Genomic DNA, 14,402 nt, shown 5'->3' with positions numbered 1-14,402 from the left:
GGAATGTCCGGGCAATGCCCGGTCGCTTGCCCTGTCCCGCACCGGGCCGGGTGACCAAAAGTGGTAGGCATGGGACTGGGACCACATCGGGCTTCGGCCAGGACGCGGCAGACGTACGAATTCGGACTGCTCGGCCCGCTCATGGCCCGGGACGGCGGGCGGGCGGTGGAGTTCGGCTCGCCGAAGCACCGCATCATCGTGGCGACGCTGCTGCTGGACGCGGGGCGGGCGGTGACCGTCGAGCGGCTGGCGGAGACGATCTGGGGCGACGAGCCGCCCAGGAATCCGCGCCGCGCGGTCCAGCTCTACCTGACCCGGATCAGGACGTTATTGGGCGACGGGGTGATCACCAGCCGGCGCAACGGCTACGCGATCGAGGCGGCGCCCGAGCAGACCGACCTCGGCCGGTTCGAGTTCTGGCAGCGTCAGGCCGGGCAGGCGGCCGCCATGGGGGACCTGGACGCGGAGGCCACCATGCTGCGGCTGGCGCTGACACAGTGGCGCGGGGACCCGCTGACGGACGTGCCGTCGGAGGCGCTGCACCACGAGGACGCCCCCCGGCTGCGGGAGCAGCGGCTGAAGGTGCTCGACCGGCGCATCCGGGCTGACCTGCGCCAGCGGCGTTACGCCGAGCTGATCAGCGAGCTGCGGGCGCTCACCGCGCGCCACCCCTTCGACGAGCGGTTCCGCGGCTACCTGATGACCGCCCTGCACGCCGTCGGCCGGCGGGCCGACGCGCTGGAGACGTACCACACGGCTCGCCGGCAGCTCGCCGAGGAGCTCGGCATCGCTCCCGGCGAGGAGTTGCGGACGTTGCACACGCGGATCCTCACGGACGACGGCTCGCCCGCCTGTCGCCGGCGCTGGCGGGCGGCGTCAGGTGGTCCTGGAGTTCGCGGTGCCGGAACTGGTAGGTGGCGCCACTGACGCGCAGCAGCCGGGCCTCGCAGGCCCAGTCGAGAAAGGCCCACAACCGCAGCGGCAGCAGGCCGCGCGCGGCCGCGACGGCCAGTCCGATCGTGGTACGGGCCCAGGCGACCGCGCCGAAGGCCAGGCTGAAGGTCACGCTGCCGATGAACGCGCACAGCAGCGACCGGACGACGTCGTTGTTCATGACGAACACCAGGAACGCGGCGACGGCGCCGATGAAGCCGAAGGCCAGCCCGTTGGTCGCGTTGCGGTGCAGGGCCTCCTGCGGGCGGGCCAGCTCCGCGTCCCTGCTCCAGCCGCCAGTGGCGATCTTGAAGACGACGCCCAGCGTGAAGGCCAGGGTGAAGGCCGCGGCGACGCCCAGGGCCAGCGGCAGCGGGCCGGCGTCGGCCAGCCGTAGCGGCGGCAGCCCGGTGATCGCGCCGCACAACCCGAAGCCGAGCAGGGTGAAGGGTTCCGCGCGGATCGCCTCCGCCACGGTCATGCGCTCGGCGCCCCGCCGGCCGGCCGCCGTCAGCCCGATGATCGCGCCCAGCACCAGTCCGCCGATGCCGCCCGCGGCGACCGCGAAGCCGGGGCCGAAGGCCCTGCCGCCGGTCAGCGCGAGCCCGGCCAGGCCGCCGAGCACGCCGGCCGGCACGCCGGCCAGGGCTCCCAGCAGGCCACCGGTCATCCGGCGCCGGCGCGGCACCCGGGTCCGCCCGCCGGCGGCGGCCGGCCAGGGCGTCATCGACAGCGCGGTGGCGACGATCACCCAGGCGGCCATGAGCGCCAGGGTGAGCGTCTGCTCGGGGCCGCCGAGGTCGCCGGCCGCCGAGCCCGTCCAGAACGCCAGCATCGCGATGACCGCGAAGAGCGCGCAGCCCAGGGTGTGCAGCACCCGGACCCGCCGCCGGCCGCCGATGGGCCACAGCAGGTGGGGGACGATGTCGATCGCCGTCAGACCGGGCGGCGGCCGATCCGCCCCGACGCCGGGGCCGCGCCGCCCAGGGGCGGCCCGATCCGCCCGTACGCCATGGTCGGCCTGCTCGCGCAGGTGGGCGGCCAGTTGCACGAGCCAGGCGTGCACCTGACCCGGCTGGTACGGAGTGCCGTGGGCGGCCCGGGGCGCGAGGTCCGTCGCCGCGGGCACGTAAGCCTCCAGCAGCCTGCCGGCGATCCGTGCCGCCCCCTCACCGGGATCGGCCGCCGGATCCGCGCGGAGCAGTTCGGCCGGGTCGTCGCCGGACTCCACGGCCGTCACCGTCAGCAGCAGCCGCCACGGCGTGGCGAGCGCGGCGCGCACCGCCCCGCCCGCCGCCCCGGAAAGCGCCGCGTGGATGGCGTCGCGGTGCGGGGCGTGCAGATGGCCGTCCGGCCAGCGGGCGCGCAGGTAGGTGCCGATCTGCCCGGTGTCCAGGTGGTGCAGCCTGACCAGGGCGGCGTCGTCCAGCCCCGCTCCGGCCGCGCGCAGCTCGGCGTGCCGGTCGGCGCGGCAGGTCACGACGACCGCGCCCGGCCGCCGTCCGGAGAAGTCGCTGTAGCGGTTGAGCTCGGCCAGCAGCCCGATCGCCCGGCGCGGCGGGCCCGGCGACGGCTCGGGGTCCAGTTCGTCCAGGCCGTCCACCACCGGCAGCACCCGGCGATCGCGCACCAGCCGCTGCGCGTCCCTGGCGGCCAGGCCGAACTCCTGCGCGAGCTGCTCGGCCAGCCAGGCTTCGAACGGCCTGCCCAGGGTCCACCTGGCCGCGTTCAGGCGTACCGGCACCGGCTGGTCCCTGCCCGGCCGTCCGCCTGCGGCCAGCACGGGCTCCAGCAGTTGCAGCACCAGCTCGATGGCGAGCACCGTCTTGCCCGCCCCCGACTCCCCCACGACCAGCAGGCGGCGCGGGCTCAGGGCGTGGAAGAAGCGGCCGATCTCGTGCAGGTCGTGTTCGGCCTCGCCATCGTCGCCGTCCGGGCCGAAGGGCAGCGGCGCGAGGTTGTAGCCGCCGAGCAGCCCTTTGCGCGCTCTGTCCTCCTCCCGCAGCACCCGCCGGGCGAGCAGTTCGACGGCCGGATCGGGATCCTGGGACAGGACGCTGCCCACGGGCGGCGGTTCGGGCACGGGCTCGGGCGCGGCCGGTTCCGCCAGGGCCGTCCTGGCGGCCCGCCAGCGTTCGAGCTCGCCGGGGATCAGCTCGGGCGGGTGGTCGCAGTAGTGGAAGCAGGCGGTGACGAAGGCGCGTACGAAATCCCACCGGGGCAGCCGGTCGGCCTGCCGCAGGACGTGCGAGGTCGTGCTCTTCGGCAGGGCGTCGACCTTGGTGCCGTCCGCGGTGGCGATCTGGCCGCCGAGCGCGCGCAGCCTGCTCAGGGACGGCTCGCCCGCCCACTGCCGCAGCAGGGCCAGCGAGCGCACGAAGTCCGCCGTGCCGCCGGCCTCGGCCGGGCCGGGCGGTCCCGGACGTTCCGCGGTCATCCGTTCCCCGTCCGCGCCAGCGACCACACGAAGTTCGCGTCGCCGCGCCGCCGTCCGTCCACGCATCGGCCCTCCAGCGTCTGGACGTGGCGTGACTCCATCAGGAAGTTGCGCGCCTCATCGGCGTCGACCAGCTCGCGGCCGACCGCGATGGGCACGAACCCGTGCCGGGGGATGTAGACCCATCGGCCGCGGTCCCAGTCGTAGGGGTCGAACCAGCGGTGGCGCACCGTGCCGGACACGCGCACCTCCGGCCCGTCCCTGGTCAGGACGAACGAGCCCTGCGAGCGCAGCAGGCTCATCCTGCTCACGTAGAACAGCTCCGTGCCGATGAACGCGCTGATCCGCGCGTCCCAGTAGTCGTGCAACCAGCTCGATCCTCCGTCGTGCAGCGACTTCGCCTCCCTGGTGAGCTGCCGTTCGAAGCGGCGCTGGTTCTTCCGCTCGGCCTTCTTGATCACCTTGAACGAGCGCAGCCAGCGCAGGGACATCGTCCTGGACGTGCCCACGCCATCCATGAAGTGTTCCAGGAAGTCGGAGGCGATCGGGTGGAAGTCGCGGCCGCCGTCGATGATCGAACGGAACAGCGCGACCAGTTCGGGGACGGGCCTGCCCGTCCGCCGCCGCAGACCTCGCAGGAACATGCGTGCTCTCTTCATGATGGTGTCCGGGGTCACGGGCACGTCCGCCGGTACTCCTCCTCTCGTACAAGGGTCTCCCATTCCTCGCGGGTGAGATCACGGCCCGCGTTGGCGCACGCGGCGGCCACCAGGTCGGCGGGGGTGCGGACGTTCCAGAGCCGCGCGGCCCCGTCGCCGCCCACCGTGGCGAGCGACGCCCCGTCCCGGCTGTAGGCGAGGCTGGTCACGCCGCCTTCGTGGCCGCTCATCGCCGTTCCGAGCGCGCGGTGGATCCGCAGGTCCCACAGTTGCACGCCGCCGCCCATGGAGCCGGTGGCCAGCACCCGGCCGTCCGGGCTGAACTCCATCGCGCTGGTCGGCCCGTCCTCGTTGACCAGGGCGACACCCGCCGGGCGGCGGCGTTCGACGTCCCACAGCCGTACGGTGTCGTCGGAGGCCGTGAAGGCCAGCTTCGTGCCGTCGGGGCTGAACTCCAGGTCGTTGACCAGCCCGCCGGCGGACGCGGGCGGCGAGGCGGCCGGGATCTCGCGGCGGGCGGCCACGTCGAAGATCCGTACCCGGTCGTCGGCGCCGGCGCTGGCCAGCTTTTTGCCGTCGGAGCTGATCGCCAGCGCCGTGATGACGCTGGTGTGGGAGGGCAGGTGGATGCGCGGCCCGATCTCCGTGCGGCGCGCGACGTCCCAGAACGCGATGTCCTGGTCCACCTGGACGGCGACGAACCTGCCGTCGGGGCTGAGCCTGGGCAGGCCACGCAGGGCCGGCTCATGGGCGATCTCGCGGCGGGCCGCGAGATCCCAGAGCCGCAGTCCGTCCGAGCCCGAGGTCAGGAGCGTGCGCCCGTCGGGGGCGAACTCGATGACCGACACCGGGCGGCGGGGGCCTCCCGGTCTCAGCGGCGGGCCGGCCGGCCGCTGGGTGGCCGTGTCCCACAACTGGATCGAGGGGTCGTTCTCGTCGGCCGCCCCGGTGGCCAGCGTGCGTCCGTCGCGGCTCAGCGCGACGGCCGACTGCGCGGGCATGCGGGTCCCGATCTGGGTGCGGATGCGCGGGTCCGCCAGGCGTACCACGCCGTCGAAGCCCGCCGCGGCGACCACGTTGCCGTCCGGGCTGAACGCCACGCACTCGAGGACGTTCACGTTGCCGGCGAGCACGAGGAGTCGCTCCCGGCTGGCGGCGTCCCACAGGACCATGCGGCCGCTGCCGCCCGCGGTGGCGATCCTGGTGCCGTCCGGGCTGAAGACGATCGCGTTGAAACCGGCGTTGCGGTCCCTGAGCGCGCCCGTCCGCCTCCCCGAGGCCACGCTCCACAGCAGGGCGGTCTTGCCGTGGCTGACGGTCGCGAGGGTGCCGCCGTCCGGGCTGAAGGCGACGTCGAGGACGGTGTCGTCCTGCCTGGCGATGGGGGCGCCCAGCGGGCGGGAGGTGGCGGGGTCCCAGAGCCGTACGGACTTGCCGCTCGCGACCGCCATCACCTTGCCGGTCCGGTCGAACGTCACCTTACGGACGATGCTCGCCAGCTCGCGCCCCTGGTCGGGGCGGCCCATGGGGAGGCCGTGCGGCCGGTGCGTGGCCGCGTCCCACTGCCGGACGACGCCCTTGAAGTCGCCCGTCACGAGGGTCTTCCCGTCCGGCCGGAACGCCAGCGCCGACACGACGTCCCGGTGCGTCAGCGGCGGGCCCAGCTCGCGACGGGTGACCACGTCGTAGAAGCGCACGGTGCCGCCGCACGCGGTGGCCAGCGTCCGGCCGTCGCGGCTGAGTGCCAGGTGGACGTCCGAGCAGTCGAACCGCGCCCGGGCGATCGGCGCGCCGATCTGCCGGCGCGTCGCCGTGTCCCAGATTCGTGCGGTGCCGTCGTCGCTGCCCGTCACGACGATCGAGCCGTCGGCGCTGAAGGCCAGCGCCATGACGCCGCGCGTGTGCCCGGTGAGGGTCCCCCTTCCGGTACGGGTGGCCGCGTTCAGCACCCGGTTGCGGGCCTCGTCGGTGTCGGCGATCTTCCACGCCGCCACGGCCAGCAGCGAGGACATCGTGGAGTCGCCGGTGACCTCGCTCTGGGCGGCCAGCTGGCGCGAGATCGCCCGCGCGCGTTGCAGGACGGCCTCGTCCGCCGCGACGACGGCGGCGCCGGCCGCGCAGATCGCCGCCACCGACAACACCGACAGACCGGTCATGACCATACGGCGGCGGCGGCTCACGCGCCGTGCCTCCCGGATGGAGGCCGCGATGAACCGCTCGGCGGTGGGGCCCGGCGGGGGGAAGCTGTCGGGGTCGCGGTCCCAGCGGGGCCGGCTGTCCTGGACCGCCAGCAGCCTGGGGCCCCGGTAGAGGAAGGCGGGGTCGCGGTGGTTGCCGGCCCACTGCTCGGCGGCGTCCAGCAGGCCGTCGTAGACCGTTTGCGCGGCGAGGTCGGGTTCGAGCCACTGGCGCAGGGTGGGCCAGGCCGTCAGCAGGGCGTCGTGGGCGATCTCCACGGTGTCCTCGTGCAGGGTGAGCAGGCGGCGGCCCGCGAACCCGGACAACAGCGCCGCGATCCCGTCCCCGCGCCCAGCGCCCTGCCCGCTCCGCGTCGACGCGGCGGCGTGCAGTTCGGCCAGCGTCGCCCTGCGCCGCGCCACCTGACCGCCGGCGGTGATCACCGTCAGCCGGCGGAAGATCCTCAGCGCGGCCTTGCGATCGTCGGCGGGCAGTTCCGCGAGCGCCTCGTCGGCCGTGCGCCGCACGGAGTCGTGGACCCGGCCGGACTTCTCGTAGCCCAGGACGGTCAGGGTGTCGTCCTCGCGTTTCAGCCAGATGTTGCACAGTGCCTGGGAGAGCAGGGGCAGGGCCGCCGCCCCGTAGCGGTCGGCGGCCGCCTGGCCGGTGCGCAGGTCGTCCAGGATGATCTCGACCAGGCCGGTCTCGATCTTCAGGCCCGCCGCCGCGGCGGGTCCGGTGATCGCCAGCCGCAGGTCCGGCTCCGCCATCGGCTCGACGATGACCTGGCCGTCCTGGATGGCCTCGGCGAAGTACGGGTAGGCGGCGCAGCGGTCCCAGTAGTCCGCGCGCACCCCGATGATCACCGCCGCGCCCCCGGGGCCTTCCGTCAGGGCGTGCAGGGTGCCGATGAACGCCTGGCGCTCCCGCTCGTCGCTGACCAGGGTGAACAGCTCCTCGAACTGGTCGACGACCAGGACGAGCCGACGGCCGGGCGATGGGACGGCCTCGTGCGGGACGTCCCTTAATCGCCTTTCCGTCTTCTCGGCGTCGCCGCCGAACGCCTGCGTCCAGGCTGCGGCGAGCGTGCGGAACGGGTTGGCGGTCGGTGTGACGATCAGGCGCGGCCAGTCCCGGGATCCGGCCAGCGGCAACATGCCCTCCGCGAGCGCCGGTATCAGCCCCGCCCGCAGCAGCGACGACTTGCCCACGCCTGAGGCGCCCGAGACCAGCAGGATGGAGCCGTGCTCCGTCAGCCGCCGTGCCAGCCGGTCCACGAGATTGCGGGTCGCCCGCGTACGCCCGAAGAACAGATTGGCTTCCCCGGTCTCGAACGGCGCAAGTCCTTGGTAGGGGGGTGCATCGTGCGAATGGCCGCCTTCCTCCCGCTCGCCCATGGCGCTCATTCTGGCCAATCGCCGCCGTTCCCATCAATCGCGTTTGACGGGAAGTCACGGGTGGCCGGGGCCGTCCGATTCCGTCCAATGTCGTCCGACTAGTGGCTTGAACAGCATGGACACCGTTTCGATGGTCATGTCAGCCCGCACCGACCAGGGCCGACGAAATCGAACGGGGGTGTCGGAAACGTGGGGGATGCCTGTGCCGGGCTGTCGTTGGGGACGCTGCTGCGGGGCTGGCGGAAACGGGCGCTGCTGACTCAGGAGCAGCTCGCCGAACGGGCCGGGCTCAATGTCAGGACCGTGCGCCGTATTGAGAGCAGTGGGCTGTTACAGCCGCGCACCACGTCCGTTCTGCTGCTGGCCAAGGCCCTGGAGCTGAACGGCGCGGAGCAGGCGATACTGAGCGCCGCCGCCCATGGCCGGTCTCTGCCTGCCGGACTCGCCGATCCGGCGTCGCCGGAACCGCCGACGGCGGCCGAGGCGCCGCCGGTGACCGGGGCACGACACGGGGCCGGGGCGCCGCAGGTGACCGGGCCGCCGCACGCGACCGGGGCACCACGCGGGGGCGAGGCACCACACGGGGGCGGGGCGCCCCATGGGGCCGGGGCACCACACGGGGGCGGGGCGCCCCACGGGGCCGGGGCGCCGCACGCGACGGGGGTGCCGGCGGCCGCCGGGCCGCCGTTGTTGACGACCTGGCCGCCGGTGGCCGAGCCACCAGCGGTGGCCGGACCCGTGACCTGGCCGCCCGTGACTGGGCAGCCGGTGACCGGGCAGGCGGTGACCGGGCAGGCGGCGGTGCTCTGGGCTTCGGTGGCCGGGCCGCCGCCGGTGACCGTGCCCCGGCAGTTGCCGGCCGATGTGGCCGTGCTGGCCGGGCGGGATCGCGAGCTGGCGATCGTGCAGGATCACCACAGCGCGCACACCGTGCCGGTCGTCTGCGTCAACGGCATGGCGGGGGTCGGCAAGACGGCGCTGGCCGTGCACGCCGCGCACCGGCTGGCGCCGCTGTTCCCCGACGGCCAGCTCTTCGTGGACCTGCACGGCCATGCCGAGGCCACGGAGCCGGTCAAGCCGGGCGCGGTCCTGGCCCGCCTGCTGCGTACGCTGGGCGTGCCCGGCGAGCACATCCCCTGGAACATCGACGACCGCGCCGCGCTCTACCGCAGCGTGCTGGCCGGGCGCAGGGTCCTGATCGTGCTGGACGACGCCGACGACGAGCACCAGCTCCATCCGCTGCTGCCCGCGAGCCCGGGATGCCGCGTGATCGTCACCAGCCGCCGCCGGCTCACCTGCCACGGCGACGTCCGCAACGTGTCCCTGGACGTCCTGCCGGTCGCGGACGCGGTCACCCTGTTCAACCGGGTGGCGTTCAACCGGGTGCCGTCCAACCGGGAGGCGGCCAACCGGGAGGCGTTCAACCGGGTGGCCGGGCCGGATCCCGTCGCGCCGGCGGACGTCGTGGCCGAGGTCGTACGGCACTGCGGGCTGCTGCCCCTCGCCATCCGCATCGCCGCCGCCCGGCTCCGGGCGCGGCCCGCCTGGGGCGTACGGCACCTGCTCGACCGGCTGGCCTGCGACCGGCTGGCCGAGCTGACGGACGGACGGCACGGCGTCTCCGCCGCCCTGGATCGCTCCTACCAGCGGCTGCCCGCCGAGCAGCGGCGGGTGTACCGGCTGCTGGGCGCGGGCGGCAATGCGGACTTCGGCCCTGACACGGCCGCCGTGCTGCTGGACACGAGCCTGGCGCGGGCGAGACGGCTGCTGGACCAGTTGCTGGACGCCCATCTGCTGCAGGAGCCGGCACCCGGCTGGTACCGGATGCATCCCCTGGTGCACGATCACGCCGCGGCGCTGTGGCCGGCGGATGCCGGCGCCCACGATCGGAGCTGCGATCTTGCGGCTCCGGAGGCCGGTGAGAGAAGATCACTTCTGTGCGGGCGCTGATTCTGACGGGGCCTCCGGCCGTGGGCAAGAGCACGATCGGCCGGCTCGTCGCCCGGGAACGGCCATGCGCCGCCTTCATCGACATCGACGACGTGCGTCATCTGGTCGTCAGCGGCCATGCCGCGCCCTGGGACGGTCCCGCGGGCCTCGCCCAGCAACGGCTGGGGGTGCTCAACGGCTGCGCGCTGGCCGGGAACTTCCTGGACGGCGGCATCGACGTGGTGATCGCGGACGTGCTGACGGACACCACCGCCGGGCTCTACCGCTCCTCGCTGCCCGACGTGCTGATCCTGAAGCTGGAGGCGGACTTCGGCGAGGCGGAGAGGCGGGCGGGGACCCGTCCCGTGCACGTGACGGCGGCGGAGTTCCGCGCCATGCACGACCAGCAGGCCGACTTCACGGGCTACGACATCCGGTTGGACGTCACGAAGCTGCCCGCGCAGGAGGCCACCACGCAGGTGCGGGACCTCTGGTCCACCCGCTGAAGGTCTCCCCGAACGGAGAGGGCCCGCCCGCTGAAGGTCCGCCCGAATCGTGAGGGCCCGCCCGCTGAAGGTCCGCCCGAATCGTGAGGGCCCGCCCGCTGAAGGTCCGCCCGAATCGTGAGGGCCCGCCCGCTGAAGGTCTGCCTGAATCGCCTGCCCGCCGAAGGTCTCCCCCGTCCGTGTGCGTCAGGTCCTGAGTTCGACGATCGTGATGTCGGGCGGCGCGCCGACCCGTACCGGCGGTCCCCAGAAGCCGGCCCCCTTCGTCACGTACAGCTGCGTCTCGCCGAAACGCTCGTAGCCGGCGAGCGTCGGCTGGGCCCAGCCGGTCAGGAGGTCGAGCGGCATCATCTGGCCGCCGTGGGTGTGGCCCGAGAGCTGTACGTCCACGCCGTGCCGTACCGCCTCGTTGACCTGGATCGGCTGGTGCGCCAGCAGGACGACGGGGCGGGCGGGGTCGCGGTCGCCGAGCGCTCTGGCGTAGTCGGGCCCGTCGGCCTGGCGGGCGCCGGTCACGTCGTTGACGCCGGCGAGGTCGAGGGCGGGCAGTTCGACGCGTTCGTTGCGCAGCGGGCGGATCCCCAGCTCGCGCAGCTCCTCGATCCACTCCTCGGCGCCCGAGAGGTATTCGTGGTTGCCGGTGACGAAGTACGTGCCGTACCGGCTGCGCAGGTCGCGCAGGGGTGCGGCGGCCGGGGCGAGCTGCTCGACGGTGCCGTCCACGAGGTCGCCGACGATGGCCACGAGATCCGCCCCGGTGCCGTTGAGCAGGTCGACGATGCGCCGCGTGTGGGAACGTCCCAGCATCGGCCCGAGGTGGATGTCGCCGACCAGCGCGATCCGCAGCCCGCTCGCCCGCGGCCCGCCACGGCGCAGCCGTACGGTGACCCGGTCGAGGCGGGGCGGACCCAGCGCCGTCACCATGCCGTACCCGACGATGCCGGTCGCCGCCGCCCCGGCCGTCACCGCGATCGAGCGGGCGAGGAACACCCGCTTCGCGGGGTCGGGAGCACCGCTCACCGCGGGCCGTGCCGCTTTGGCCCGCCGCCTGCGCAGCACCGCGGCCACCAGCCGCACGGGCTCGGCCAGGATGAGCAACATCAGCAGGTAGATGGCCAGCCCGTACCAGATGTTGCCCGGCCAGGCGATCCACCGGGACACGGCGATGTCCAGCACGAACGGGGTGATCAGCGCGGCAGGAATGAACAGCGCGAGCACCATCGCCAGCACGGTGCCCGCACGGCGCGCGGCCGACCCGGGTGGCGTGGTGCCGCGGACCAGCCTGGCCCACAGGTAGAAGTGCACCAGTAACCAGGCCACCGATTGGCCCCACACCCAGCCGGGCATCGACATGAATCCCCCTAACGAGCGGACAGGGCCTCAAGACTCGCCCTGTCGGCGGCTTCCCGTCGTCGTCCGGCCGCGGATCCGTCCCGTACGCGTGACGGAGTAGTCGCGCCCCCGTCGCTCCACCCGTAGTTGTACGCGCACGCCCACCGGCGTCCGGTTCTCATGGAGTTCTCAGGCGGAGTTTGTAGCACTTTTGGCTTAATTTTATGAATATGGGGTGATGGAGCGCGGGCCGCAGGAAGCCGGTGCGGCCGAGCCTCAGCGGGCCGTGTCGGGGAGGGCCAGACGACTCGCCGTCGGTGGCGGCGCGCTCGTCGTCGTGGCGGTGCTGGCGTACTGGCTGGGCAGCGGCAGTGGGAACAGCGGAACGGCCGCGCCCACGCCGAGCCCGAGCCCGACGCCCAGCGCGACGCTCACCGTGCCCGACCTCTACGAGAGGGTCGGCCCGTCGGTGGTCGTCATCCAGGCCGGCGAGTCGTTCGGCACCGGCGTGATCGCGGCCGAGGACGGGACGATCCTGACGGCGCATCACGTCGTCGAGGGTGCCAAGGACGTCAACCTGACGTTCGCCGACGGCACCAAGGCCAAGGCCGTGGTCGCGTCGGCGAACCCCAAGCTGGACGTGGCGGCGCTCAGGCCCGCGAAGCTGCCGGAGATCGTCGTCCCCGCGACGCTCGGCGGCGGCGCGGCCGTGGGCGCGGATGTCGTGGCGATCGGCAACCCGCTGGGCCTGACCTACAGCGTCTCCACCGGCGTCGTGTCGGGCCTGAACCGCAGATCCCAGGACGGCGACCTGAGCGGGCTCATCCAGTTCGACGCCTCCGTCAACCCGGGCAGCTCCGGCGGCCCGCTCCTGGACGCCCGCGGCCTGGTCATCGGCATCGTCGTCTCGATCGCCGACCCGGGCGGCGACGAGGCGTTCGCCGGCATCGCGTTCGCGGTGCCGATCGGCGTGGCTCTGGGCGGCGCCGACGGCGACGGCCCGCCGGGCGACGGACCCCTGATCTGACCGGCGAGACGGAACCCCGACCTGACCGACACGAAGGAACACGCCATATGACCTCGACCAACCAGTCGGCCCACCCGCTCGAACAGGTGTTGTTCGAGGTCAAACGCACGATCGTCGGACAGGACGTGCTGCTGGAGCGAATGGCCGTCGCGCTGATCGCCGACGGCCACCTGCTGGTGGAGGGCGTGCCGGGCCTGGCCAAGACGCTCGCCGTACGGTCGCTCGCCGCCGCGATCGCCGGGACTTTCCAGCGCGTGCAGTTCACCCCCGACCTGGTGCCGGCCGACCTCGTGGGCACGCGGGTCTACCACCAGCACTCCGGGGAGTTCCGTACGGAGCTCGGCCCGGTCTTCGCGAACCTGCTGCTGGCCGACGAGATCAACCGCGCCCCCGCCAAGGTGCAGAGCGCCCTGCTGGAGGTGATGCAGGAGCACCAGGTGACGATCGGCCGTGAGACGTTCAAGGTGCCCGAGCCGTTCCTGGTCATGGCCACGGAGAACCCGATCGAGTCGGAGGGCACCTATCCGCTGCCCGAGGCGCAGGTCGACCGTTTCATGATGAAGGTGGTCGTCGACTATCCGACGCAGGCGGAGGAGCAGGCGATCGTCGCGCGGGCCCTGCGACCGCCCGAGCCGCCGCAGCCGATGGTGACGGCCGCTGACCTGCTCCAGATGCGGGTACGCGCCCAGCAGGTGTACGTCGACCCGGCGATCGTCGACTACGCGGTACGGCTGGTCACCGTGACGCGCTCCCCCGCGACGGCCGGCCTCGGCGAGCTGGAGCGGTATGTCACCTACGGGGCCAGCCCGCGGGCGTCCATCGCGCTCGTCACGGGCGCCAGGGCGCTGGCGTTCCTGCGCGGGCGCGACTACGTCCTGCCGCACGACCTGTCCGAGCTCGCGCTCGACGTGCTGCGCCACCGCCTCGTACTGTCGTACGAGGCCCTCGCGGACGACGTCGACGCCGACACGATCATCACCGGGGTGCTCGGGGCCGTCCGCGCGCCCGACGTCGTCCTGCAGAATCGCTGAGCCATGGCAACCGCCCCCGAGAGGCTCCTGCTCCGCCTGGAGTGGAAGGTCGTCCGCAGGCTGGACGGCCGGCTCCAGGGCGCCCACCGCACCACGCACCGCGGCTCCGGGATCGACTTCACCGGGTTGCGCGCGTACAGCGAGGGCGACGACGCCCGGCACATCGACTGGAACGTGACCGCCCGGCTGGACGAGCCGCACCTGCGCGTGTTCACCGAGGACCGGGAGCTGACGGTGTGGCTCGTGCTCGACCGGTCGGCGTCGATGGCGGCCGGGCGGCCGGGGCGCGGCAAGCACGACGTGCTGGCCGAGCTCGCGCTCATCCTGGCCCGGCTGTTCGGCCGGGGCGGCAACCGCGTCGGCGCCCTGCTGTTCGACACCGGAATGTTGCGCGTCGTGCCGCCCGGCACCACCCGGCGGCACGCCCTGCGCATCGCCGCCGAACTGGCCCGCACCAGCGGCACAGGCAGCGGCACAGGCAGCGGCGCCACCACCGATCTGGCGGAGATGCTCGACGCGGCCGGACGGCTCGCGCGCCGCCGCGCGCTCATCGTCGTGTTGTCGGACTTCATCGGCGAGGGCGACTGGGAACGCTCGCTCCAGCGCCTGGTACGGCGGCACGAGGTGGTCGCGCTGCGGATCGTGGACACCGCCGACGACGTGCTGCCCGAGGCCGGGCTGGTCGTGGTCGAGGACGCCGAGACCGGCGAGCAGCTCATCGTCGACTCCGCCGACCCGCTGCTCCAGGTACGCTTCCGCGCCGCCGTGGACGAGCGCGACGCCCGGCTGGCGGCGGGCATGCGCCGGGCCGGGGTGCCCGTCCACCGCGTCGACACCGACCGCGACCTGGCCGAGGCGCTGGTCGAGGTCGTCGCCCGAACCCGGGACCGGTCGCCATGAGGCAACTCACCGAGACCGCCCACCACCGGATCAGGAGAGGGCCGGGCAAGGTCAGAGGGCTCATGAGGCCGAT

Annotated in this window: 10 protein-coding genes; 6 read left to right on the top strand and 4 right to left on the bottom strand. The window is 73.5% G+C overall.

The genetic code is table 11. The features are described 5' to 3' along the window. Nucleotides 1-69: 69 nt before the first annotated feature. Nucleotides 70-927, top strand: coding sequence for an AfsR/SARP family transcriptional regulator (locus tag AB0I81_RS49165; protein WP_360673570.1), 858 nt, complete (start codon nt 70-72; stop codon nt 925-927). Here the strand turns inward: AB0I81_RS49165 and AB0I81_RS49160 are convergent. Genes AB0I81_RS49160 through AB0I81_RS49150 form a run of 3 tightly spaced genes read right to left on the bottom strand, consistent with a single transcriptional unit; the run spans nt 830 to nt 7,604 of the window. After that, nucleotides 830-3,370, bottom strand: coding sequence for an NACHT domain-containing protein (locus tag AB0I81_RS49160; protein ID WP_360673568.1), 2,541 nt, complete (start codon nt 3,368-3,370; stop codon nt 830-832). The genes AB0I81_RS49165 and AB0I81_RS49160 overlap by 98 nt on opposite strands. Next, nucleotides 3,367-4,014, bottom strand: a complete 648-nt coding sequence (locus AB0I81_RS49155; protein ID WP_360673566.1) for a hypothetical protein — start codon at nt 4,012-4,014, stop codon at nt 3,367-3,369. Before AB0I81_RS49155 ends, AB0I81_RS49160 begins: the two co-directional genes overlap by 4 nt. A 29-nt stretch (nt 4,015-4,043) precedes the next feature. Continuing rightward, nucleotides 4,044-7,604, bottom strand: coding sequence for a WD40 repeat domain-containing protein (locus AB0I81_RS49150; protein WP_360673563.1), 3,561 nt, complete (start codon nt 7,602-7,604; stop codon nt 4,044-4,046). 189 nt (nt 7,605-7,793) lie between these two features. Here AB0I81_RS49150 and AB0I81_RS49145 point away from each other — a divergent pair, with 189 nt between their 5' ends. Both AB0I81_RS49145 and AB0I81_RS49140 read left to right on the top strand, forming a co-directional pair. After that, a complete protein-coding gene (locus AB0I81_RS49145) occupies nt 7,794-9,554 on the top strand; it encodes an NB-ARC domain-containing protein (protein ID WP_360673561.1) in 1,761 nt (586 codons plus the stop codon). After that, entirely contained in the window at nt 9,542-10,039 is a 498-nt protein-coding gene (locus AB0I81_RS49140; RefSeq protein WP_360673558.1) for a hypothetical protein, read from the top strand. Before AB0I81_RS49145 ends, AB0I81_RS49140 begins: the two co-directional genes overlap by 13 nt. A 186-nt stretch (nt 10,040-10,225) precedes the next feature. On the opposite strand, the gene AB0I81_RS49135 is transcribed toward AB0I81_RS49140, so the two are convergent. Next, the gene (locus tag AB0I81_RS49135) at nt 10,226-11,392 is read right to left on the bottom strand and encodes a metallophosphoesterase (protein ID WP_360673555.1); all 1,167 of its coding nucleotides are present in this window, start codon (nt 11,390-11,392) and stop codon (nt 10,226-10,228) included. Nucleotides 11,393-11,609: 217 nt separating this feature from the next. On the opposite strand from AB0I81_RS49135, the gene AB0I81_RS49130 reads away from it, so the two are divergent. The 3 genes from AB0I81_RS49130 to AB0I81_RS49120 are packed head-to-tail and all read left to right on the top strand — an operon-like array spanning nt 11,610 to nt 14,329. Beyond that, on the top strand, nt 11,610-12,398 hold the full coding sequence (locus tag AB0I81_RS49130; RefSeq protein WP_360673552.1) for a trypsin-like peptidase domain-containing protein: 789 nt from the start codon (nt 11,610-11,612) through the stop codon (nt 12,396-12,398). 47 nt (nt 12,399-12,445) lie between these two features. Beyond that, the gene (locus AB0I81_RS49125) at nt 12,446-13,429 is read left to right on the top strand and encodes a MoxR family ATPase (RefSeq protein ID WP_360673549.1); all 984 of its coding nucleotides are present in this window, start codon (nt 12,446-12,448) and stop codon (nt 13,427-13,429) included. A 3-nt stretch (nt 13,430-13,432) separates the two neighbouring features. Beyond that, on the top strand, nt 13,433-14,329 hold the full coding sequence (locus AB0I81_RS49120; protein WP_360673546.1) for a DUF58 domain-containing protein: 897 nt from the start codon (nt 13,433-13,435) through the stop codon (nt 14,327-14,329). Nucleotides 14,330-14,402 lie beyond the last annotated feature (73 nt).

This window comes from Nonomuraea sp. NPDC050404 (genome assembly GCF_040655495.1).
Taxonomy (GTDB): Bacteria; Actinomycetota; Actinomycetes; order Streptosporangiales; family Streptosporangiaceae; genus Nonomuraea.
This window is presented reverse-complemented; position numbering and strand designations above follow the sequence as displayed.

Bases quoted from the DNA above. Each gene is read 5' to 3' on its own strand.
- AB0I81_RS49165 (WP_360673570.1), top strand. From the start codon at position 70: ATGGGACTGGGACCACATCGGGCTTCGGCCAGGACGCGGCAGACGTAC.
- AB0I81_RS49160 (WP_360673568.1), bottom strand. From the start codon at position 3,370: ATGACCGCGGAACGTCCGGGACCGCCCGGCCCGGCCGAGGCCGGCGGC.
- AB0I81_RS49155 (WP_360673566.1), bottom strand. From the start codon at position 4,014: ATGTTCCTGCGAGGTCTGCGGCGGCGGACGGGCAGGCCCGTCCCCGAA.
- AB0I81_RS49150 (WP_360673563.1), bottom strand. From the start codon at position 7,604: ATGGGCGAGCGGGAGGAAGGCGGCCATTCGCACGATGCACCCCCCTAC.
- AB0I81_RS49135 (WP_360673555.1), bottom strand. From the start codon at position 11,392: ATGTCGATGCCCGGCTGGGTGTGGGGCCAATCGGTGGCCTGGTTACTG.
- AB0I81_RS49130 (WP_360673552.1), top strand. From the start codon at position 11,610: ATGGAGCGCGGGCCGCAGGAAGCCGGTGCGGCCGAGCCTCAGCGGGCC.
- AB0I81_RS49125 (WP_360673549.1), top strand. From the start codon at position 12,446: ATGACCTCGACCAACCAGTCGGCCCACCCGCTCGAACAGGTGTTGTTC.
- AB0I81_RS49120 (WP_360673546.1), top strand. From the start codon at position 13,433: ATGGCAACCGCCCCCGAGAGGCTCCTGCTCCGCCTGGAGTGGAAGGTC.